The sequence below is a fragment of the Flavobacterium sp. RNTU_13 genome (assembly GCF_046614455.1).
GTDB lineage: Bacteria > Bacteroidota > Bacteroidia > Flavobacteriales > Flavobacteriaceae > Flavobacterium.
Map to the genome: position 1 here is coordinate 63,929 of NZ_JBKJHB010000003.1, position 23,511 is coordinate 87,439.

Sequence of the window (23,511 nt, forward strand, 5' to 3'; positions counted from 1 at the left end):
TTTAAGACGCAAAATTAAGGATTTATTTGTTTCTGCGAAAGTTGATTTGTGGATTTGTTGATTTGGCTATTTGTTGGCAGTCCGAATTCTGAAGTCTGAAGTCCGAAGTGTGGAATGGAAAGGGAATTCATATTTTATGTGTATTACTTTGAAACTATCAACCTATGAAATACACTTTACTCGTTAATATTGATAATTCAATATAGACTTATAATAACAAAAACAACTCTCCTGGGCTTATCAATGAAAACCCATAACTTTATACATAAAAAAACCAGTCAGTAAATACTGACTGGTTCATATGATTTCTATTGTAAAGCTTGTCAACCTATTTTAGGGCGACTCAATGAAATTTTTTATTTCTTCGTCATACATTTTATGTATTCCATTATAACCCTGCCGTTTTCTACTTCTTTTTCTTTTGTACCTACAATTTTTTTAACAATGGGGCTTTCGGCAAGTAGTTGTAACTCTTCAGGTTTAAGCCCTCTTATCTCGGCGCTGTAATCGTATTTTGATAATGACGCTGTAACTGATACATCTACGTTTGGAAAACTAACTTCCTTACCGTTTTCTAGTATAAATTTCACTCCTTTTAAGCCTGTTTCCCTCTTGTCTGAAGGTGCTGTTATCAGTACATGTAACCAATAATTTTTTTCTTTTTCGTAAAGGCAAATATCCTCAGTACAAGGGCTGTGAGTTAAATAATAGTGTTCTGCCTTGTCGTAATCAAATTTACGATCAGAAATGATGTATTTGCAGAAAAAGTTTTCGGGAAATGTAAGTCCACCTATAACTTTAAAAGGAAAGTCATAACGTCTTGTTGGATTATATTTGTAGTAGATAATGCCGGTATCGGGATTTGATAATTTAATAATATAATCGCTGTATTCAGGTTTGTACGATACTACTTTAAAAGTTTTTCCTGCCAAAGCACTATATTTGGTAAATAGGGATCCTTTTTTATATATTTTCTTTGCCGCTTCGTCAGAATAGAATTCTTTATAACCATATTTTTGTGAGCTTTCGTCTAGTGGTTTCAAAAGTAGTTCTTTACCTTCCAGTAGCTCTATGTTTTGATCAGGAAAGTCTGGTGATTGTGCAAAAGTAGCTATGCTGATTACACTCAGCATGGCAATAAGTAATTTTTTCATTTGGTATTGTTAAAATTAGTTGATAATTCCAGTAGAAGATGCCGTAAAAGCTTTGTTTGATATAATCTTAATTGTTGGTTAGTTATTTGTAATTGGTTGTTGCTAAATTAATACATTTAGAAGGCTAAACGAAAAATTAAAGTGCGATTTATCAACACTTTTCCAAACACAACACGGGATGTTGTAGTTACCGCTCAAATAAATGACATAAATCCATAAAAGATGCTGAAGGCACTACCTGATTAAAGAAAAATGCCCACGCACTGTAGTGCCGCTTTCAAGGGTTATGGTAAACCAATAGTCGGTAGAAGGTAGCGGCCTGCCTTTGTAGGTACCGTCCCAACCCACAGAACTATTGCCTTTAAACGAATAAATCAACTTGCCATAACGATCGAAAATATTTACTACTACCGACGGCCTTTTGGCTAGGTAAGGGATGTGCCAAACATCGTTAGCACCGTCTCCGTTTGGAGTGAAGAACTTAGGGTAATCCAGTACAAAAATTTCTTTGGTAACTAAACCACACTCGTTTCTATCTCTAACATATACAGTATAAATGCCGGAAGCAACCCTGTCAAATGTATTTTCCGTTTGCCAGTCGGTGCCGTTTAAAGAGTATTCGTAAATTCCTGTACCACTAACCATTACCTCTACTGAGTTAAAGCCTCCGTTAAAGTCGTTTATGTTGATGCTTTTAATTACCGCCCTGCTTGAGGCCATTACTGTAAACGTTTTATCGGCAGTACATAGCGTTGCATTTGTAAGTGTTACGGTGTAGCTGCCCGGCGCTGTTACCGTGATTTGCTGTGTGGTTTGTACGGGGTTCGTATTCCAACTATAAGCGGTAAATCCGCTGCCGGCATCGAGCACAACAGGTGTATTGTTACACAAAAATACTTCTTCATTTCGTATTCCGGTACCAAAATCATGCACTCTTAACTGTAGCGGCACTATACCGTAGCAGTCGCTTCCCTGGTTTAGCCGTGCATACACAATTTGGTTGTACGGTGTAGTGTTGCTGTACGTGGCTGGAGTGGCTATAGCGTTAGCCATGTTTATGGCATCGGCCTGAGTGGCGTAGTATTTTAGCTGTAAACCTGTGGGTAAGCCCTGCATTATTTCGGCATCTTTAGTGGTAAGGTTAAATACGCTCAGTCCATCTAACGTTCCATCTGTATCGCACTGTGCCAGGGCTGTAGGAGGTGTCAGGGTATTGTTAGATACATCGAGGTTTACCTGCGCTATACCACTGCATCCGTACTGGTTTTTTAAACGCACAAAAACGGGTTGTGGCGTTACAGTATTGTTAAACGCGGTAACGTTCTGTATAGGGTTTGTATTTGCCTGTGCGTCGGTTAACGTGAGGAAATAATCCGACACCGTAAGGTTAGCATCGTTATTGCGGGCAAGTATACCTGCTGTGTCAAGGTTATAAACGGTGCGCCCGTCGTTATTGTCGTCGCACTGTAGTAGGGTATAGGTGCCCAGGTTTAGGGCATTTGTGTACTCCAGTTTAATTTCGCCTTCAGAATTACAGGTAGGGCTAAAGGTAACCACAACTTTATAGGTTCCCGCCGACTGTACTGTATAGGTAGCTGCAGTAGCTCCGGCAATGGGGCGTCCGTCTTTGTACCACTGGTATGCTGTGGCTGTATTCGCCGTTGCATTAAGCACATAAGATTCGCCAAAACACAATGGGTTGTTGGAGCTAAAAAGCCTGTCGGCACCTAAATCTATAGACGATTCAAAACTTCCACCTCCTAAAAATATAGCCGAATCGTACTGGTAATTGGTTTCGTCGGCAATCACGAGCTTTATATGATAACGTACTCCCGGAGATACTTCGGAAGTAGCGGTCATTACTTTAGTTTGCCCGTTAAAATTAGTAGGGTAGTTGCTGCCGTTAAAGGCGTCAAAATATTCTTCGTTTTGCGCAGGGCAACCGTTTCCGCCGCCTATTTGCGGGTGTACAGAGGTTACTTTTACCGGTATGTTTGTGCCCGGAACTATAGCAAGGTTAGTGTAAGGGTCTGAAGTATTATCGGCAACCTTGATTAAAAAAGCAAAACCATCTGAATATCGGCAGGGTGCGTTATCATGGTATTCCTCGCTTGACAATTGGTAAGTAAAGCTAATGCGATTAGCCAGCGGTACAAAGTCAAACTCCAGTACGGTGGCGTTTATAGAATTGTTTATATTAAGGGCGCGTTGCAGGTCCAGGTCACCTCCCCAGTTCATATTGTTACCGTCGTTTAGTATAGAGGTATTAGGGCCTACGGCGCGTGTAGCTTTACCGGTGCTTAGTATAATACCGTTTTGTAACGGAAAAACTGTGCCTGCACCACTAAAATACCCGTAGCTCTGCGAACCGTCTGAAAAATTGCCGCCCGATACCTGCACGTTTGATATGGAAACACACTGGTTGTTCACCAGAATGTTTTCTACCAGCTGCTGTGGGGTGTAGGTGTCGTTTACGGTTATATATTGGGCTGATGCCGAAACACTTAAAAGGGTGGTGGTGATTAGTAAGAGTAGTAGTTTACATTTGTCCATTGCGGATGCAAATTTACGCTAAGTGACGTCAAAAAGCAGCATATTCAATTGTTAAAGATTACTAAAAAACCATTGTTTTTTAAAAAAATAAGGCTTCCATAAGGAAGCCTGTGTAAAAACGCTGTACAATTTTATAAATCCCTCTTTTTCAGGATAAAGTAAGATGCATATATAAACAACCCTGACCATACTGCCACAATGGCGATGTTAGTCCAGTGCAGGCTATAATCTACCTGAGAGGTTACACCTATGTTAGTTTGAATGGCGCGTACCGCCTTAAAGCGTTCAGAAGGGTTTATGAGCAAATCACTTATGGCTGAAAGCGGAAAGAATTGTTTAATGCTGTCGGCTATTTCTTTGTTAAATAGTTTCCATCGCATAAGACCGTAAAGAAGGCCTTCTAAAAGGTACCATACAATAGTAAAACCCAGTGCAAAAGCCGATCTTTTTACCAGTATTCCGGCAAACAAACAGAAACTGAAAAATGCCATCAGGTTAATAAGGTAGGCGATGATATACCTTTGATCCCTGAATATTATGGCCGCCTCTGTGTAGCTTGAAAACCGTAAACCAAGTATCAGCGTCATTATATATACAAAGGCAGTAGATGCAAATGCAAAGAAGGCAATGGTAACCACCTTGCTGGCTATAAATTCTTTTTTGCTAAGCCCATCTATAAGGTTTTGTTTTAGCGTGCCGTAACTGTACTCATTGGCCATCATAGATACGATGATAATGGCCAGGAATCCCTTAAAGTAAACGGCCACATAGCTGTTAAAGTGCCATATAAACGGAAAGTTGAAAATACCCTGGTCTGCCATGCTTATGTGTACACCCATAATATCAAACTCTATATTTGCTATGAGCGCTATAAGCGATAATATGCCAAAGTATGAAATTATGAGTACGCGGCTGGCGCGGTTTAACCAAAGTTTTTGAAGTTCTATGCTTAATAAACGTTTCATGTACGTAAGGTGTTTTTTAGTTTTGGTTACCGGTTAGTTTCAGGAATTCTTCTTCAAGGCTATGCGTGCGTTTTGTAAGATGATTTACGTACACGCCCTTTTCGGCCAGGTAGCGGTTAAGCTCCCAGGCTTCAAGCGGTGCGCTAAGGTGCACCAGTATTTTATCTTCACTTTTTTCTATGTGCGACACCGAAGGGTGTTGTTGTAAAAGTACAGCAAGCCCGTTGTTATCCTGTGCCGAAACTTCAATAAAGCCGTCATTGCCTACCATACCGTTAACACTGCCATTATACAGCACTTTACCGTTTCGCATTACTACCACGTGGCTGCATACTTTTTCCACTTCATCAAGCAGGTGGCTCGCGAGTAGAATGGTCGTTCCTGTTGAGGCTATTTCGCGTATAAGGTCGCGTATCTGGCGTATTCCCTGTGGATCTAGCCCGTTTGTAGGTTCATCCAGTATCAGTATTTCGGGATCGTTTAATAAGGCGCTTGCTATGGCAAGGCGTTGTTTCATACCCAACGAAAACGTCCTGAAAGCACTGTCCTTTCGTTCCCAAAGCCCAACAAGGGTTAGCTTTTCCTGAATTTTGCCATAAGGCACATTTTTAATTTTGCACACCAGTTTCAGGTTTTCGTAGGCGCTCATGTACGGGTAAAAGTTAGGCCGTTCTATAATCGCGCCTACTTTTTTAAGGGCTTCGTGGGTTTCTTTTTCGCCCCCAAACCATGAATATGTACCCGATGTTTTGTTTACAACATTCAGTATAATACCAAGGGTGGTACTTTTTCCGCTGCCGTTAGGCCCCAGTATTCCATATACATTGCCCTTTTCTATGGTAAACGATACATCGTTTACAGCGTGTACCCGGCGGAATTTTTTTTGAAGGTTATTTATTGAAAGTATGGTTTTGTGCATATCGGCAAGGGTGTTTTATTTATTGCTATTTTAGGTAAGACGAGCATGTATTTATTTTGTTACATAAAAACAGTTAACAATATCACGTTGCTGCTTTACAATAGTTAAAACTGTGGTAAATATGAGGTTTTGAAAGTTGTTTTGGGTTTTTATTTAGTTTTTAATACCGTATTTTGGCGGTTTAATTACGTACATCAATGCGGTTTTTTATTTGGGTTTTGCTGCTGCTATCGCTTGCTTTTTCAGGAAGGGCTTATGCCCAGGTAAAGCCTGTGCGCGACAGCGTGAAAATAAAAAACGACCAGATGTACAACAAAATACAGGACTACAGTAAAAAACGAAAGTTTACAAAAGCCCTGCACAAATTGATATTCAGGCCTGTGCGCGAAAAAAAGGAATCGCGCTCACGTAAAAAAATAAAGGAGGAAGCACCCGAAATGCAACACCTTTATGACCGATACGAAGGAAAGATTATAAGGCGGATTATAGTACAAACACTGGATCCGTTTGGGTATTCTATTAATGATACTGTTACCGGACCACGTAACTGGGCAGAGCGTACCGGTAATAAAATCCACCTTAAGACCAAAGAATTTACCATACGAAACCTGCTGTTGATTAAACGCAACCGCCCACTCGACTCGCTGTTAGTAAAAGAATCAGAACGTTTACTGCGTAGCCAAAGGTATATAAGGCGTGTTGTTATCCGCCCCCGCGAAATAAGCCCTAAGAGCGACTCGGTAGACGTTTATGTGCGTGTGCTGGATTCCTGGAGCCTTATACCAAACGGTTCTGCTTCTACATCATCTACTTCTTTTAAACTTACAGAGAGAAATTTCCTGGGGTTAGGGCATCAATTTGAAAATGATTTCGATAAACGATTTAATACCGGGCAAACCGATTACCTGGCGCGGTATACCATACCAAACCTTTTTAACTCCTACGTAAACACTACGGTGGCGTACCAGATAGAGCGAAGCGACAACTGGATTAAGAGTGTAGGGGTAGAACGCGAATTTTTTAGCCCGTATACAAAATGGGCGGGAGGTGTTTATATGGAATCCCGTTTTATGCGCGACTCGTTGCCCGATGTTCAAAACCGCTGGGCAATGCAAAACTTTAAGTCAGATGCGCAGGATTACTGGGCAGGTTACGCCTTTAAAATTTTTGAGGGTTCTACGGAAGAAGACCGTACCACACGCCTTGTAGGTACTACCCGTTTTTTTAACCGCACGTACAAGGAACGGCCCGGCATAGCGTATGATTCTATCGGTTTCTATAGCAATGAAAAACTCTACATGGCCAGCTTTGGTGTTACATCACGTAAGTATGTTCAGGATAAATTTCTTTTTAATTATGACATTGTAGAAGACATACCCATAGGTAAGGTATACTCGGCTACCGTGGGCCGTCAGGATAAGAATAATCAAACCAGGCTTTACCTTGCGGGGCAGTATGCCTTTGGTAACTATTACCGCTGGGGGTTTTTGAGTATGAATGTAGAACTTGGCTCATTTTTCTATAAAAATTACACCCAGCAGACCACCTTGCGTATAGAAGGGCTCTATTTTACAAACATACGCAACTGGGGCCGATGGAGGCTGCGCCACTTTATAAAGCCCGTTATTGTAATGGGCGATAACCGCGAGCGTATTTATACGGACCAACTTAACCTTAATGAGCGTAACGGTATTTCGGGCTTTAACGCGCCGATGTTATTAGGTACTAAAAAAGCATTGCTCACCCTGCAAACCCAGGCTTTTTCTCCATGGAATTTTGGGGGATTCCGTATTAACCCGTTCGTTAATACCACCCTTGGCGTAATAGGCGATGAGCAAAATAAGCTCTATAAAAGTAATGTATATGCCAAGTTTGGGGTAGGGGTACTGCTGTATAATGACTACCTTATATTTAACAGTTTCCAATTATCGCTGGCTTATTATCCTACCATACCGGGTAATGGATATAATGTTATAAAAACTAATGCAATACAAAATAACGATATTGTACTTCCTGATTTCCAAATTGGAAAACCCGAAGTGGTGCCGTATCAGTAGTCTTATACTTCTTTTACACTGATTATTTTAACCGGACACGCTTTTGCGGCGTTATCTATATCGTTAAGCTGGGAATGATCAGCCTCTTTTACCGTAAAAAAGCCTTTTTTATCAACAGAATGCAGTAATACGCTTTTACCGTCTTTTTTACTCATTACAAACTTATGCGGAGCCAGTTCAGCACAGTAATTGCAGCCTATGCACTTGCTTCTTTGCAATGTAATTACAATCATTAGTTTTGTGCGAATTCGGTTTTAACCAGTTTATACAGTTTATCACTCGGCCTGATTTTAAAATCAAGCGGTAGCGTAATGCGGTCACCTTTTGTAGCGGTTTCTGCAGGGGTATCTTCCACCATAAGGCTGTTTACTACCGTTTCCTGTGCACCGGTTGTGGGGCCTGTTACCAGTATCTTGTCGCCTATTTTAAGGTCATACGCTTCTATTAAAAACTCGCCTACGTTTGCCTTCGGGTAAAAATGCCTGCCTTTGCCTATATAAACCTTGCGTTGGGTAGCCATACTACCACTAGCCGGGCTCCATTCGCCTAACTTTTGCCCCAAGTAGTAGCCACTCCAAAAACCGCGGTTGTACACTGTTTGAAGTTCCTGCATCCAGTGGTCTACTTTTTCTCGTGTGTAGGTTCCCGCTGCAATCGCATCTATAGCTTGCCTGTAGCAGCGCACCACGGTAGCTACATATTCGGGAGCCCGCCCGCGTCCTTCCAACTTAACCACCTTAACACCACTGTCTACAATCTGGTCAAGGAAATCCAGCGTACACAGATCTTTAGGCGACATCATGTATTCGTTGTCAATCTCTATTTCAAAACCGCTTTCCTGGTCAATGACGGTGTATTTCTTACGGCAGTTTTGCTTGCACGCACCACGGTTTGCCGATGAATTATGTGAGTGCAGGCTCAGGTAGCATTTACCCGAAACTGCCATGCAAAGGGCTCCGTGCCCAAAAATTTCTATCTCTACCAAGTTACCCGATGGGCCGCATAAGTTGTCTTTCTTTATCTGCTCGGTTATTTTTTTTACCTGACTAAGGCTCAGTTCGCGGCTTAATACTATGGTATCGGCAAACAGTGCGTAAAATTTTACCGTTTCTATGTTGGTTACATTTATTTGCGTGCTGATGTGTACTTCCATACCTATCTGTCTTGCGTAGGCTATAACCGCCTGGTCCATAGCTATAACGGCGGTAATGTTAGCTGCCTTAGCTTTGTCCAGCAAGGTTTTTATAAGCGACAGGTCGTGGTCGTAAATTATGGTATTCAGCGTAAGGTAGGTACGTACTTTTTTTTCTGAACAGCGGCGTGAAATTTCCTCCAAGTCATCCAATGTAAAGTTCATAGAGGCACGTGCCCGCATATTTAGTTGCTCTACGCCAAAGTAAACCGAATCGGCACCGTTATCCAGCGCTGCCTGTAACGCTTCGAAATCACCTGCAGGTGCCATAAGTTCTATTAGTCCGCTTGTAGTCATACCGTTTTAATTAAGCCGGCGAATTTATTGCTATATCGGTTTTTAAAATATGACAGAAATCACGTTTTAAAACCTTAATCGTATCTGTACTTTATTTCAGAGTGCGTATAGCCTTAATAAAAGTAGAGATAAATACTCGGTAGTGTAAAATCAAAAAAAGCCGCCCTAAAGGGCGGCCGACCTAAACTTAAAGGGGTAATTAAATATAATTGGGTGGTTGATTTCAGTTATAGTTTATCCTGTCCGTATTACGCAGCATACAGATTTATTGGCATAAAAGTAAGGAGGGGAAGTATTAGCTAAATGTGTTTTTTATACTGTTCATGGTTTTGTAAGTTGGTTTATATTTATAACGGCTATTCCTGTTAATTATTGTATTACGCCATAAAAAAAGCTGCCCTTTTCAGGACAGCTTTTAACTAAACTTAAAAACAGAATATATTTAAAATGGATAAGAGTTCTCTGCTATTATTTTAGCAGCAATCGTTTCACGAAGCGCTACTACATTTGGCAGGTTAGCATACTTGGTAAAGCGTTTAAGCCCCATAAGCATCATGCGTTGCTCATCGCCTTCGGCAAATGATGCAATACCCTCTTTACCTTTTGTATTTATTAAATCTACGGCATGGTACAGATATAGTTGCGCCATGGCTATTTGCTCTTTTACGTTCTCGGCACCTTTAGCTTTAGCAAGTTTTTCGGTTCTAAGAATGGTAGACTCTGCCATGTATATTTCTATAAGCATGTCAGATGCTGCCATTAGTAGCTGCTGGTGCTCGTCCAGTGCAGGGCCGTACTTTTGTACCGCACTACCTGCTACCATTAAAAAGGCTTTTTTAAGCTTACCAATGATTTCCTTTTCCTCAGCGAAAAGCTCGCTGTAATCAGGCGTCTCAAATGACGGGATACCCATAAGTTCCTCGGCAACTTTCATAGCAGGGCCCAGCAGGTCTACATGACCCTTCATTGCCTTTTTAATCAGCATACCTACCGATAGCATACGGTTTATTTCGTTTGTACCCTCATAAATACGTGCTATTCGCGCATCCCTCCAGGCACTTTCCATAGGGGTATCTTCGCTAAAGCCCATACCACCAAATATCTGGATACCTTCGTCGGTACAGTTCTGCACGTCTTCGCTTACAGCAACTTTTAGTATAGAACATTCTATGGCGAACTCTTCTACACCTTTAAGCTCTGCATCCTGGTGGGTTTCACCGGCTGCTACGCGGGCTTCAATACGGTCTTCTATACTTTTTGCAGCACGGTAAGAGGCGCTTTCGCCTGCATAACAGCTGGTAGCCATTTCGGCAAGTTTAGCACGTATGGCACCAAAGTTAGCAATAGGCGTTTTAAACTGAACCCGTTCGTTAGCATACTTAACAGCCCCAGTAATCGTGCGGCGCTGCGCATCAAGGCAGGCAGCTGCAAGCTTAATACGGCCTACATTCAGGGCATTCATGGCTATTTTAAAGCCGTTGCCACGCTCGCTCAGCATGTTTTCTACCGGAACTTTCGTTTCGTTAAAAAATACCTGGCGGGTAGAGGAGGCGCGTATACCCAGTTTATGTTCTTCTTCGCCCAGTGTTATGCCGTTTGCCGGATCATATTCTACGATAAAACCTGTAATGTTTTTATCGTCTTCAATACGGGCAAAAACAATCATAAGGTTACAGAAGCCGGCGTTAGATATCCACATTTTCTGGCCTGTTATCAGGTAGTGGGTACCGTCTGCACTTAAAACCGCTTTTGTTTTACCTGAATTGGCATCAGAACCGGCACCCGGCTCGGTAAGGCAGTAAGAGCCAAACCACTCGCCACTGGCAAGTTTGGGTACGTATTTAAGTTTTTGTTCTTCAGTACCATAAAGGGTAATAGGCATGGTGCCTATACCGGTATGCGCACCAAAAGCTGTTGAAAACGAGCCTGTTGCGCCACTAATGTAATCGCAGGTAAGCATGGTGCTTACAAAGCCCATACCCAGTCCGCCATACGCCTCTGGTACGGCTACACCAAGGAAGCCAAGTTCGCCTGCTTTGCGCATGGTTTCTTCGGTAAAGGCATAGTCTTTTTTCTCAAAACGGTCTTTATAAGGCCATACTTCACGGTCAATGAATTCCTTAACCGAGTCGCGCATCATTAATTGTTCCTCCGAAAAATCCTCCGGAGTAAATATGTCTTCGCTGGCTGTTTCCTTTACAAGGAACTGTCCGCCGCGAGTGATTTGTTTATCTAAAGTATCAGCCATGAGGTTATTTTATTTTAAATTTTGAATTATAAATTTTAAATGCCACTCAGTTGTAAACTATTGTGCTGCTTCCTGAGATGTCTTTATAATTTTTGTAATTATATTGATGATGTGTTCTATTTCAACGAGATAACCGTTAACCGGAATCTGAGTGATATGAGATTTGTCCAATAGGCGTAACCAGTATTTTGTTTCCCTTGCTTCTTTTGAAGCGATAGACATTTTACTTATAAAATCCCTTCGGGACTGTGCTGCAATGGCTTCCTCAACATTTGCCCCAATGCTTGTTCCACACCTGAGCAGCTGTTTTGAAATGATGAATTCATTTTCTCTTTTGAGTTGGGTATAAAGGTTTATAATATTCAGGGCAAAGTCGAAAGTCTTTACCGCAATTATATTGTCCTTCATACATTTAAAATTTAAAATTCATCATTTAAAATAGATCATTATAGTATCTCAAACACCCCCGCGGCACCCTGTCCTGTACCCACGCACATGGTTACCATACCGTACTTATTACCACGACGTTTTGCTTCGTCAAACAACTGCACCGATAGCTTGGCACCGGTACAGCCCAGTGGGTGACCCAATGCTATGGCACCGCCGTTTACGTTAATAATGTCAGGGTTTAAGCCAAGCTCACGGATTACGGCAAGCGACTGGGCTGCAAAGGCTTCGTTAAGCTCTATCAGCTCAATGTCGTTTTGGGTAAGCCCCGCCATTTTTACGGCTTTAGGAATGGCCTTAACCGGGCCGATACCCATAATGCGTGGTTCTACACCTGCTGCGGCGTAACTTACAAGGCGAGCTATTGGCTCAAGGTTCAGTTCCTTAACCATATCCTCGCTCATAATCAGCAGAAAAGCGGCACCATCACTCATTTGAGATGATGTACCGGCCGTAACGCTACCATCGGCTGCAAAAACCGGTTTTAGTTTCCCTAATGCTTCTACCGAGGTATCGGCGCGTGGGCCTTCGTCTTTGGTTACGGTGTATGATTTGGTAGCCTTTTTACCGTTAGCATCTACATAAACCTGCTCTACGGTAATAGGTACTATCTGCTTGTCAAATTTGCCTTCAGCCTGGGCTTTCAGTGCCTTTTGGTGCGACTGATACCCGAAAACATCCTGGTCTTCACGGCTTACGCCAAACTGTTTTGCAACAGCCTCAGCAGTGAGCCCCATGCCCCAGTAATAGTCTTCATGCCCTTGTTTTGCAATGCTGTAATCCGGCACGGGCTTGTAACCCCCCATAGGGATGTAGCTCATGCTTTCGGCGCCACCGGCTATAATACACTCGGCCATACCGTTTTGTATTTTTGCAGTAGCCATGGCTATGGTTTCCAGTCCTGATGCACAGTAACGGTTTACGGTAACCCCCGGAACATCAACAGTATCTAATCCTATAAGCGAAATAAAGCGCCCAAAGTTTAGCCCCTGTTCCGCCTCGGGCATGGCATTGCCCACAATCACGTCGTCTATACGGCTTTTGTCGAAATCCGGCAGCTCTTTCATCATGTGCTGTATGGTTTCGGCGGCCAGCTCGTCGGGCCTTTTAAAGCGGAACACACCCTTAGGCGCTTTGCCCACGGCGGTCCTGTATGCTTTTACTATATATGCGGTCTTGGTCATTATTCTAAATTTTGAATTTTAAATTTTGAATTATGTTGAACCTGACTCTGAGTCATTTAAAATTAACTTCGTTCAGTTCGCCTTTTGGCTCGAGTTATAATTCAACATTCAAAATAGATTAGTTACGTAGCGGCTTCCCTTTAGTCAGCATAAACTGAATACGCTCCAAAGTCTTGCGTTCGCCACATAATGACAAGAACGCTTCACGCTCAAGATCCAGTAAGTACTGCTCTGTTACAAGAGTAGCTTCACTTAAATCGCCACCTGCCATAACGTAAGCAAGTTTATTGGCAATTTTTTTATCGTGCTCGCTTATGTAGTTACCCGCAGCCATGCTGTCTGTACCTACAAGGAACATACCTAGTGCCTGTTTGCCCAGTACTTTTACATCTTTACGGCGAATAGGAGCAGTGTAGCCCGCTTCGGCCATAATTTTAGCGTACTTTTTGGCTTCAGCAATCTGGCGGTCTTTGTTTACCACCACTACGTCTTTGCCTTTTTGAAGGATATCCAGATCGAATGCCTCGTATGCCGAAGTAGAAACTTTAGCCGTACCAATGGTTAGGAAGTGTTCGCGCAGTACATTTAGTTCCACGTCGTCTTTGTGCCAAAGATCTGCCGCACGTACCGCCATTTCTTTAGAACCTCCGCCACCCGGAATAACGCCTACGCCAAATTCTACAAGCCCAATGTAGGTTTCGGCAGCAGCCACCACCTTATCGGCATGAAGGCTCATTTCGCAGCCGCCACCCAGTGTCATGCCGTGTGGGGCAACCACAACAGGGATAGACGAATAGCGTACACGCATCATGGTGTCCTGGAACATTTTAATGGCCATATTAAGCTCATCATATTCCTGTTCTACCGCCATCATAAAAATCATGGCAAGGTTAGCACCCACCGAGAAGTTAGCCGCCTGGTTACCTATAACAAGGCCGTCGTATTCTTTTTCGGCAAGGTCTATGGCTTTGTTTACGCCCTGAAGCACACCACCGCCTATAGTATTCATCTTGCTCTGGAACTCCAGGTTAATGATACCATCGCCCAGATCCTGGATAATGGCCTCGCTGTTGCTCCATATTTTTTTGCTTTCCCGAATGTTGTTCAGTATGATAAACGCATCTTGTCCCGGCACTTTTTTGTGCGACTTAGATGCGATGTCGTAATAGTATGTAGCACCTTCTTTAATGGTGTAGAAGCTGCTTATACCTGCTGCAAGCATATCGTTTACCCACGCAGCAGCTTCAAGTCCTTCGGCTTTGATAAGCTCAAGGCCTTTTTGTACACCTACGGCATCCCAAATTTCAAACGGGCCATTCTCCCAACCGAAGCCGGCTTTCATGGCGTCGTCTATCTTATACAGGTCGTCTGTAATTTCGGGTACGCGGTGGCTTACATAAGCAAAGGTTCCCGCAAAGTTTTTACGGTAAAACGCTCCAGCTTTGTCTTTTCCGCCTACAAGTACCTTAAAGCGGTTTATAGGCTTGTCTATGGTTTTTGTAAGCTCCAGTGTAGCAAACGACGCTTTCTTCTGCGCACGGTATTCCAGCGTATCAAGATCCAGTGCCAGGATGTCTTTATCTACTTTTTTGTAGAAACCCTGTCCGCTTTTACTGCCCAGCCATTTGTTTTCCATCATGGTACTGATGAATCCTGGCAGTTTAAACAGTTCGTGCTGCTCATCGTTCGGGCAGTTTTCGTATAAACCGTTGGCTACGTGTACAAGCGTATCCAGCCCCACTACGTCTACGGTACGGAAGGTAGCCGACTTAGGCCTGCCGATAACAGGGCCTGTAAGCTTGTCTACTTCTTCTATAGTAAGGCCAAGCTCTTTGACCTGGTGGAACAGGCTCATGATACCGTAAATACCTATACGGTTACCAATGAAGGCAGGGGTATCTTTTGCCACTACCGATGTTTTGCCCAGGTACTGCTCGCCATAATTGTTTAGGAAGGCAAGTACCTCAGGGTCGGTTTTAGGGCCGGGAATGATTTCGAATAATTTAAGGTAACGCGGAGGGTTAAAGAAGTGCGTACCGCAGAAGTGTCTTTGGAAATCCTCGCTGCGTCCCTCGCTCATAAACTGTATAGGGATACCCGATGTGTTAGAGGTAATCAGGGTACCCGGTTTACGGTATTTTTCTACTTGTTCAAATACCTTTTGCTTAATATCAAGCCTTTCTACTACTACCTCTATAATCCAGTCCGCTTCGGCAAGTTTTTGCATATCGTCTTCGGTGTTTCCGGTAGCGATGCGGCTGGCGAATTTTTGGTGGTAAATAGGAGAGGGCTTGCTCTTTAGCGAATTGGCCAGGTGGTCATTCACTATACGGTTCCTTACGGCTTTGTCTGTTAAACTAAGGCCTTTTTTCTGTTCTGCTTCTGTAAGTTCCTTGGGCGGAATATCCAGCAGCAAAACTTCTACACCAATATTGGCTAAATGGGCGGCAATAGCACTGCCCATAACGCCGGAGCCTATTACGGCTGCCTTTTTAATAGTGCGTTTCATCTATAAAGTTTGTTGTTATAGTTTATTTGTTTATTCTTTTAAGAGAGGAAACGCCAAAGGGTAGTTTCCTGCTCTATTTGGTTTCGTTTTCGTTGTTGAAAATCTGGCGTTCGGCTATCAGTTCATTAATCTTTTCGGCCACTTCCATAAAGGTATCCAGTTTTTCCTGCGGTATGTGCTGCTTAATTACGTCGTTAAACGTAAGCACTACCTGCTTGCTAAGGTCGCGTTTTTCCTTACCTTGCTTGCTCAGGTGTATAAGTACCCCACGGCCGTCTACCGGATTTTTTTTCCGAACAATAAGCCCTTTTTCTTCCATACTTTTTAAGGTACGTGTAAGGCTTGTAGGTTCCATTCCCATTTGTGGGCCAAGTGCAGTACTGGGTATACCGTTTTCTTTATCAATACTTAAGAGCGCAAATCCTACCGACATAGTAGCGCCGTATTTTGAAGCCTCTTCATTATACATCCTAGATACGGCCTGCCAGGTAGCCCTTAGTACATAGTCAATAGTTTTGTCTTTCATACTACTTGGTGTTTCAAATATACAAAAAAATATTATGCATGCATATTAAATTAAAAATATTTTTATGTGTAATGAAAAATATTTGGGCTAAAATTACACATAATGCTATGCATGCCTACGTAAATATAGGGATTTTTTTAAAATAGGCATAAAAAGAAACATCACCCGCCAGGCGATGTACTATATGTTTTGCAGCTAACTTTATGCGTGGTTTATTCGCTTAGGTAGACAGGTGGCACAGTATCAGTTAACCATACACCGTTTTCCGAAACATAAAATAGGTAACCTTCTTTATGCATTTGAGCAGCGTCAATTGTGAAGATGAATGGTTTGCCGTGTCGGCTTCCCACATTTTTAGCCGTTTCTGTATCGGCACTCAGGTGAACATGTGTACGGTTTTGTTTCAGGATGCCATTTTTCACGATACTATCTTTAAATTGCAATGCTGTACCGTGATATAATAACTGCGGTGGTTGTTGTGGGGTATAGCCCGGGTCTACATTTACCGAGTGCCCCTGGCTGGCACGTATTTTACTCCCATCTTCATTAAAGGCAAAACGTTTTTTGTTGTTGGTGTCTACTACTACAGTAAGTAATTCCCGTGTTATGGGTTCACCTTTTAGGTTCATTTGTTCCAGTAAAGTTTCTACGTCCGTCCAGCCGTTTTCGTCAAGTATAATGCCTATAGTTTCGGGCGCATGTCGTAGCACGAGGCTGAGGAACTTACTAAGGTGTGTTATGTGTTTTTCGTTCATTGGGTTGATTACAGATTTTGTTATTTTGTGAGGTTTAATTGGGCTTCGATTTGTTTGTTTTATTGGTTTACAAATATAGTCGTCAATATCAACAATGTTAGTGAAATAACACATTTTTCAGTAAGTTTTTTCTTTTATTTTAAGAACCAAAATTATACTTTTGTAAGTGTTATTAACAGACAAAAACCAACAACCAGTACCAGGAGCTTTCCGGTACGCCTGTCTTTTATTAATTCTGATTTTTATCGTTCAAAAATGGTTTGTATGCCTTTAGCATAGGCACGCTCGTATTGTTACAATTATATAATCTTACATATATGAAAAAAAATACTATTAAGTTAGGTATGCTTACACTGTTGTTAGCAGGTGGGTTTGTTATTGTTTCTTATGCATCAGGTAACCTGTTTTCTGTTAAACAGGGAACTCAGTCAAAGGAATATAAAACCCAATTAATGTACCTTAGTGTAGATAATGATGATGATCTGGGGATTTTTGACCTGGAGTATAATCTTATTGAAAAGCAGGATGATGCAAATGTAAGCTGGAAATATTTTGATCAACTTTATAATAATTCATTACGAGCTTCAGCAAAGCAACAATTGGCTTACATTATACTTGTTAAGAAAGATCTTATCGGGATGGTAAAAGACAATCCGCAGGATGCAGAAAAAGTGGCGGCTTTAAAGAAATATGTGCATATACTTTGTAAAGGAGAGTATACAGGTTTTACCACGCTGTACTTTGCACTCGATGCCCTAAAAGCGGCAGGCGAAACAGATTTTGTAAATCAGGTGGCTGCTAAAGTGTACGCTTATGGAAAGAATGAGGGATGGCATAAAGGAGTTATTGAAGGAGGTGTAGAAACCATAGGATCTCAGGCCAGTTATGATAAGGTTGTAAGCGACTTTACATTTGTAGATAAAATCAAATCCCTGTAAAAAATAGTAGCCCGGTTTTCCGGGCTTTATTTTTCACTTACCCCTATCATCATCCCAAAATTTCCATCAATCTGCTGCCAGTTCTCGGATGGTGCATAAGCACGAGATACAAACCCATCAAGGTAAAGTGCATTTTTACAGCCTTTGTCTTTAAAGAATTTGGCGAACTCATAGAAGTTCACTTCGGTTTTACTCATTGCGAAAAGGACTTTGCCATCAGGTAAGATGCCCACGCCGTTACGTATATTCAGGTTGGTTGAGCCTTCTTTAAAATCAGGGTGTAGCGTTCCTTTTATAACCAGCATGGGGCCGCTTTGGGTGGCGTATTGCACAGTAGGTGAGGGGCGAAAATCCTCCGTTTTGCATACCGTAGCCTTGCCATTTTTGGTAATATAAAACACACCGTTCGGCTTCATGTAAAAGTTGCCCCCGGCGTTGCGTGTATTAAGTTTCCGAATGGTTTTACCATTTTCTATGTATAGCCCTACCGGCGAAAAATCTTCCTGAAACATACCGCCATTCATACCAAAAAGCAGCTTTTTTCCCTTTTTACTTATATGTGTTTTCAGGTTGCCCAATGTACCTATACGCTTACCCGAATTGTCTTTATAATATAGGATGATGTTTTCGGTCTCGGGGTTGGCTGTGTAGGAGATAAATTTATCATTAGAGTGATCAAGTCCACTGGTGAATGAATATAGTATAACTGATATTAGTAGTATTATTGGTAATAGCTTGTATTGTTTCAAAAACTTCATGTGATTAATTTAGCTCAAGGTATAAAAAAACAGCCCGAAGGCTGCTTTAAAAAATTTATCTGTCTCCACCGTATATCTTATCATACAGGGATTTATATTTCTCTTTTATCTGCTTACGTTTCAGTTTTAGGGTAGGGGTCATTTCGCCGCCTTCCACGCTCCAAACTTCAGGGGTTATCTCAAATTTTTTCACTTGCTCCCAGTGGCCAAATTTTTTATTTACGGCCTCTATTTCTTCCTGAAGGCGTTCGTGTACTTCCTTGCTGTTGGCTATATCGGCATTGTGTTCCAACTTTAGTCCGTGACGGGTAGCCCATTGTTTTACAAAGGCAAAATCTGGCTGAATAAATGCGGCAGGCATTTTTTCGCCTTCGCCTATAACCATGATTTGCTCTATAAAACGACTTTGTTTCATGGCGTTTTCTATAAGCTGCGGCGCCACGTATTTACCGCCCGATGTTTTAAACATCTCTTTTTTACGGTCGGTTATTTTCAGGAATCCGTCGCTGTCTATTTCACCGATGTCTCCCGTATGAAAGTAACCGTCGGTAATCACTTCGGCGGTTTTTTCAGGGTCGTTATAGTAGCCCATCATTACGCTGTCGCTTTTGGTAAGTATTTCTCCATCAGCAGCTATTTTTACTTCTACACCTTTAAGCGGTTTACCTACGGTGCCAACTTTAAATCCTCTGTTTCGCATATCGTTAACCGATATTACCGGCGATGTTTCGGTAAGGCCGTAACCCTCCATTACAGGGATTTCTGCAGCTGCAAATACACGGGCAAGCCTTGGTTGTATGGCGGCACTACCGCTTACCATAAGTCCTAACTTACCACCAAGACCGGCTTTCCATTTGCTAAAAATAAGTTTGCGGGCTATTTTTAGTTTAAACTCGTACCACCAACCGTTAGCGCCATACGGTTCGTACTGTAAGCCGACTTCTACTGCCCAAAAGAACAGCTTGTATTTTATACCGGTAAGTTCGCTACCCTTAGCTATAATCGCGTCGTACACTTTTTCTAAAAGCCTTGGCACAGCGGTAATAACATCAGGGCAAACCTCCTTAATGTTAGCACTCACTTTTTCTATACTTTCCGCAAAGTGGATTGAAACCCCTACGTACTGGTAAATGTAGAGTATCATGCGCTCATAAATGTGGCACACCGGTAGAAAGCTAAGCGATACGCTTTTTCCTTTTTCAAACGGTACACGCTCTTCGCTCATAAGCACATTGCTTACAATGTTTTTGTGCGACAGCATTACACCCTTTGGCCTCCCTGTAGTACCCGATGTGTATATTATAGTAGCCAAATCCTCAGTAGATATGCTGTTTTTTATAGCCTCAACTTCGGGTTGATTAGCGGTGTCTTCGCCCAGCTGTAAAACTTCTTCCCAACTCTTACATCCGTTAACGGCTTCAAAGGCATATATTTCCTTTACGGCAGGGATTTTATCTTTTATGGAGTGTATCTTTTGGTACAAATCTTCGTTGGAAACAAAAACATAAATTGCCCCACAGTGGTTTAGTATGTATTCAAAATCTTCTTCAGATATGGTAGGGTATACCGGCACATTTTGCGCTCCGGTTTGCAGTATGCCTATGTCGGCAATATTCCACTCGGTGCGGTTGTTGTGCGATATTACAGCTATTTTATCGTTCTTTTTTACGCCCATGCGCAACAGCCCACGGCTAAAAGCGTTGGCCTTATTTATATATTCCTGTGTAGAGGTAGGCACCCAGGTGTCTCCGTACTTGGTAACCAGTGCCGCCTTAAGGGGGTACTTTTCAAGTTGGTAGTAAGGAAAATCAAACAAACGGGTTATGGTACTCATAATTAATCGTAGTTGTCAGGTGAAATTATACTTGCAAATTATGAAATAAAAAATTATTACGAACTAAAATTACAATAATAATATTATGCACGCATAATTTTTCCAAATATTTCATTGAAAAAATTAATTTGTTTTACTTACATGTATTTTCAAGGGTAGTTTAAAGTGGAATCGCGTACCCGATTACCGGCATAAAAAAAGCCTTACAACCTATTTAGTGTACCGGGTACTCTAAAATAAGGTGTAAGGCCTTTATATGGCTAGCGCTGTATTAACGTAGCGTGGCTCCTGTTTCTTTTTCCAGGTTTTGCCTAATCTTATTCATTATTTTGTCTATCTGGTCATCGGTAAGTGTCTTGGTACTGTCTTGCAGTACAAAACTTACCGCATACGATTTTTTACCTTCAGGAAGGTTCTTTCCTTCGTATACATCAAATAAACTTACGTCTTTTAGCAATGCTTTTTCGCTAAGTACAGCTGTTTTATAAATATCCTCAAAGTTAACCTCTGTATTTACCAGTAGTGCCAAATCGCGGCGTACCTCAGGGAACTTAGAAATCTCTGTAAATTTAATTTTACCCGAAACCATTTTGGTTACGGCAGCCCAGTTAAAGTCGGCAAAAAGCACATCTTGTTTAATGCCAAAATGTTTAAGTACATCCTTTTTAAGTGAACCAAATTCTACCACTGTCTCAGCGCCTATAGAAAAGGCTATGCCTTCGGCAAAAACATCATTTGTAAGTGGCTGCGTTTGTACTTTGTGTAAACCAAGGCGTGATAACACCTGCATTACCATACCCTTAAACTGGAAGAAATCAGTGCTTTTTTGCGCCTGTGTCCACGTTTCTGTGGTGCGGTTTCCGGTTACAGTTAGTGTAAGGTGTTTATTCTCTGTATAGTTGCCTTCTATTTTATGGTAGCTTTTGCCAAACTCAAAGAACTTAAGGTCGCTCCTGCGGCGGTTTATGTTAAACGATACCGCCTCAAGCGCGCTAAACAGTAACGACTGCCTCATTACGGCAAGGTCGCTGCTCAGCGGGTTAATCATGGTTACATTATGCTCTTCCTTAAGGTTTTCGCTTAGCGCAATGTATTCCGGGCTGGTAAGGCTGTTCGCCATCATTTCGTTAAACCCTAATGAGGTAAGCTGGGTGGCTACAATGTTTTGTAACTTATAATCTTCGGTACGCGAAGAATTTGATATAGATGCGTTTAATTTTTGCGTAAAGCCAATATTGTTATAGCCGTATATGCGAAGGATTTCTTCTATAACGTCTATTTCGCGTTCTACATCTACACGGTAGCACGGAATTACAAGCCCAAGCCCTTTTTCAGACATGGTGCTTATTTTTATATCCAGCGATACCAGTATTTTCTTAATGGTTTCTTTCGGAAGTTCCTGGCCTATAACACGGGTTACATTTTCAAAGCTCAGGAAAACCGAATGGTCTTCTATCTTTTTAGGGTACTGGTCTTCAATGTCTGATGTGATTTCGCCGCCGGCCGTTTCCTGTATTAGCAGTGCTGCACGTTTAAGGGCATACTGCGTAATGTTTGGATCTATACCTCTTTCAAAACGGAACGAAGCGTCACTGCTTATGCCGTGTCGTTTTGCCGTTTTCCTTATAGAAACCGGGTTAAAGTATGCGCTTTCAAGGAAAATGGTAGCCGTAGTATCTGTAACTCCCGAGTCCTTGCCGCCCATAACACCGGCAATACACATAGGACCTTTTTCGTCGCAAATAACAAGGTCTTCTTCGTGTAAGGTGCGCTCCACATCGTCCAGGGTTACAAACTTTGTACCTGCAGTAGCTGTTTTTACAATTACCTTATTACCTTTTATTTTAGCTGCGTCAAAGGCATGTAGTGGCTGACCGAGTTCGTGCAGTACATAGTTGGTTACGTCTACAATATTGTTTTTTGGCGTAAGGCCAATGGCTTTAAGCCTGTTTTGTAACCATGCCGGAGAAGGCTTTACCGTAACGCCCGAAATGGTAACCCCGCAGTAGCGTGGCGCACGCTTGGTGTCTTCCACACGTACGTCCATTTTAAGGATACGTTTGTCTACCCTGAAGTTACTTACCGATGGCGTTATAAGTTCTGTATGGACATTTTTTTGCGAAAGACCCGCTTTTAAATCACGTGCCACACCAAGGTGACTCATGGCGTCTGCACGGTTAGGAGTAAGGCCTATTTCAAACACTTCGTCTGTAGCTATGTCAAACAGCTTGGCAGCCGGTGTGCCCGGTGTAAGTTCTTCTGAAAGTATCATAATACCGTCATGGCTTTCGCCAATGCCTAGTTCATCTTCGGCGCATATCATACCATGGCTCTCTTCGCCGCGTATTTTACCTTTTTTAATCTGGAACGCATTTCCCTCTTTGTCATAAAGGGTAGTGCCTATGGTTGCTACAGGTACTTTTTGCCCGGCAGCCACATTTGGCGCACCGCACACAATTTGAACCGGCGCATTGCCATCGCCCAGGTCTACGGTAGTAACACGCAGCCTGTCGGCGTTAGGGTGCTGTACGCAGGTAAGCACGTGGCCTACCACTACGCCCTGAAGTCCGCCTTTTAGCGATTCATATTTGTCAACTCCTTCAACTTCAAGGCCCAGGTCAGTAAGCAGGGCAGAGGTTTCTTCAGAGGTCCAGTCTAGTTTAATAAATTGTTTTAGCCAATTGTAAGATATACGCATTTCGTATCTGTTTTAAAAGCACGCAAAGTTAACTTTTTTATTTGAGTTATATAATCTTTAAGAGGTTCGATTGCATTTAAAAAACCGCTGAAAAATTCCCCGCATTATTTTCTCAATATCTTCTCCATGGCCTTTCCCTTTGCCAATTCATCTACCAGCTTGTCCAGATACCGCACGTTTCGTGTAAGATCGTTATCTATTTCCTCAATCCGATAACCGCAAATTACACCGGTAATCTGTTTGGCATTTGGGTTAAGTGTAGCTTTTTCAAAAAAGTGTTCAAATGTTGTTTTTTCGTTGATTAGTTTTCGAAGGTTGTCCTTTTCGAAACCCGTAAGCCATTCAATAACCTGATGCAGTTCTTCTTTTGTACGGCCTTTTTTCTCCACTTTTGCTATATAATGCGGATAAACCGATGCAAATGTCATCTGTGCAATACGTTCGTTATGTTCAAGTGTGGCTTTCATAAAAAATCCT

General features: G+C 42.1%; 18 protein-coding genes. 2 read left to right on the plus strand and 16 right to left on the minus strand.

Annotated features, from left to right (window positions below):
• Positions 1–356: 356 nt before the first annotated feature.
• The 4 genes from ACLI08_RS08520 to ACLI08_RS08535 form a co-directional block, all read right to left on the minus strand.
• On the minus strand, positions 357–1,154 hold the full coding sequence (locus tag ACLI08_RS08520) for a hypothetical protein (RefSeq protein WP_411428057.1): 798 nt from the start codon (positions 1,152–1,154) through the stop codon (positions 357–359).
• 234 nt (positions 1,155–1,388) lie between these two features.
• Positions 1,389–3,707, minus strand: a complete 2,319-nt coding sequence (locus ACLI08_RS08525) for a choice-of-anchor L domain-containing protein (RefSeq protein WP_411428058.1) — start codon at positions 3,705–3,707, stop codon at positions 1,389–1,391.
• Between the two features lie 131 nt (positions 3,708–3,838).
• On the minus strand, positions 3,839–4,672 hold the full coding sequence (locus ACLI08_RS08530) for an ABC transporter permease subunit (protein ID WP_411428059.1): 834 nt from the start codon (positions 4,670–4,672) through the stop codon (positions 3,839–3,841).
• Positions 4,673–4,688: 16 nt separating this feature from the next.
• The gene (locus ACLI08_RS08535) at positions 4,689–5,591 is read right to left on the minus strand and encodes an ABC transporter ATP-binding protein (RefSeq protein ID WP_411428060.1); all 903 of its coding nucleotides are present in this window, start codon (positions 5,589–5,591) and stop codon (positions 4,689–4,691) included.
• Positions 5,592–5,788: 197 nt separating this feature from the next.
• Here ACLI08_RS08535 and ACLI08_RS08540 point away from each other — a divergent pair, with 197 nt between their 5' ends.
• Positions 5,789–7,648, plus strand: a complete 1,860-nt coding sequence (locus tag ACLI08_RS08540; RefSeq protein ID WP_411428061.1) for a hypothetical protein — start codon at positions 5,789–5,791, stop codon at positions 7,646–7,648.
• Positions 7,649–7,650: 2 nt separating this feature from the next.
• Here the strand turns inward: ACLI08_RS08540 and ACLI08_RS08545 are convergent, their stop codons facing one another.
• The 8 genes from ACLI08_RS08545 to ACLI08_RS08580 form a co-directional block, all read right to left on the minus strand.
• Positions 7,651–7,881: a ferredoxin gene (locus tag ACLI08_RS08545; protein WP_411428062.1), complete on the minus strand. Its 231-nt coding sequence runs from the start codon at positions 7,879–7,881 to the stop codon at positions 7,651–7,653.
• Positions 7,881–9,137 (minus strand): peptidase U32 family protein, encoded by a 1,257-nt coding sequence (locus ACLI08_RS08550; RefSeq protein ID WP_411428063.1) that lies wholly within the window; start codon positions 9,135–9,137, stop codon positions 7,881–7,883. The genes ACLI08_RS08545 and ACLI08_RS08550 overlap by 1 nt, the downstream gene beginning before the upstream one ends.
• A gap of 442 nt (positions 9,138–9,579) precedes the next feature.
• Positions 9,580–11,385 carry an acyl-CoA dehydrogenase family protein gene (locus tag ACLI08_RS08555; protein WP_411428064.1) on the minus strand — a complete coding sequence of 602 codons (1,806 nt, stop codon included), beginning with the start codon at positions 11,383–11,385 and terminating at the stop codon, positions 9,580–9,582.
• 57 nt (positions 11,386–11,442) lie between these two features.
• A complete protein-coding gene (locus ACLI08_RS08560; RefSeq protein WP_411428065.1) occupies positions 11,443–11,793 on the minus strand; it encodes a four helix bundle protein in 351 nt (116 codons plus the stop codon).
• A gap of 38 nt (positions 11,794–11,831) precedes the next feature.
• Positions 11,832–13,016, minus strand: a complete 1,185-nt coding sequence (locus ACLI08_RS08565; RefSeq protein ID WP_411428066.1) for an acetyl-CoA C-acyltransferase — start codon at positions 13,014–13,016, stop codon at positions 11,832–11,834.
• Between the two features lie 118 nt (positions 13,017–13,134).
• A complete protein-coding gene (locus ACLI08_RS08570; RefSeq protein ID WP_411428067.1) occupies positions 13,135–15,525 on the minus strand; it encodes a 3-hydroxyacyl-CoA dehydrogenase/enoyl-CoA hydratase family protein in 2,391 nt (796 codons plus the stop codon).
• 73 nt (positions 15,526–15,598) lie between these two features.
• On the minus strand, positions 15,599–16,051 hold the full coding sequence (locus ACLI08_RS08575; protein WP_411428068.1) for a MarR family winged helix-turn-helix transcriptional regulator: 453 nt from the start codon (positions 16,049–16,051) through the stop codon (positions 15,599–15,601).
• 212 nt (positions 16,052–16,263) lie between these two features.
• The gene (locus ACLI08_RS08580; protein ID WP_411428069.1) at positions 16,264–16,806 is read right to left on the minus strand and encodes an RNA 2'-phosphotransferase; all 543 of its coding nucleotides are present in this window, start codon (positions 16,804–16,806) and stop codon (positions 16,264–16,266) included.
• Between the two features lie 317 nt (positions 16,807–17,123).
• Between ACLI08_RS08580 and ACLI08_RS08585 the strand changes: the two genes are divergently transcribed.
• Positions 17,124–17,744: a hypothetical protein gene (locus ACLI08_RS08585; RefSeq protein WP_411428070.1), complete on the plus strand. Its 621-nt coding sequence runs from the start codon at positions 17,124–17,126 to the stop codon at positions 17,742–17,744.
• Between the two features lie 26 nt (positions 17,745–17,770).
• Here the strand turns inward: ACLI08_RS08585 and ACLI08_RS08590 are convergent, their stop codons facing one another.
• The 4 genes from ACLI08_RS08590 to ACLI08_RS08605 form a co-directional block, all read right to left on the minus strand.
• Complete coding sequence (locus ACLI08_RS08590; RefSeq protein ID WP_411428071.1) at positions 17,771–18,502, minus strand: phosphodiester glycosidase family protein; 732 nt, start codon at positions 18,500–18,502, stop codon at positions 17,771–17,773.
• Positions 18,503–18,557: 55 nt separating this feature from the next.
• Positions 18,558–20,336, minus strand: coding sequence for an AMP-dependent synthetase/ligase (locus ACLI08_RS08595; RefSeq protein WP_411428072.1), 1,779 nt, complete (start codon positions 20,334–20,336; stop codon positions 18,558–18,560).
• Between the two features lie 271 nt (positions 20,337–20,607).
• Positions 20,608–23,034, minus strand: coding sequence for a phenylalanine--tRNA ligase subunit beta (gene pheT, locus ACLI08_RS08600; RefSeq protein ID WP_411428073.1), 2,427 nt, complete (start codon positions 23,032–23,034; stop codon positions 20,608–20,610).
• A gap of 104 nt (positions 23,035–23,138) precedes the next feature.
• The gene (locus ACLI08_RS08605) at positions 23,139–23,501 is read right to left on the minus strand and encodes a DUF2200 domain-containing protein (protein ID WP_411428074.1); all 363 of its coding nucleotides are present in this window, start codon (positions 23,499–23,501) and stop codon (positions 23,139–23,141) included.
• Between the last annotated feature and the right edge of the window lie 10 nt (positions 23,502–23,511).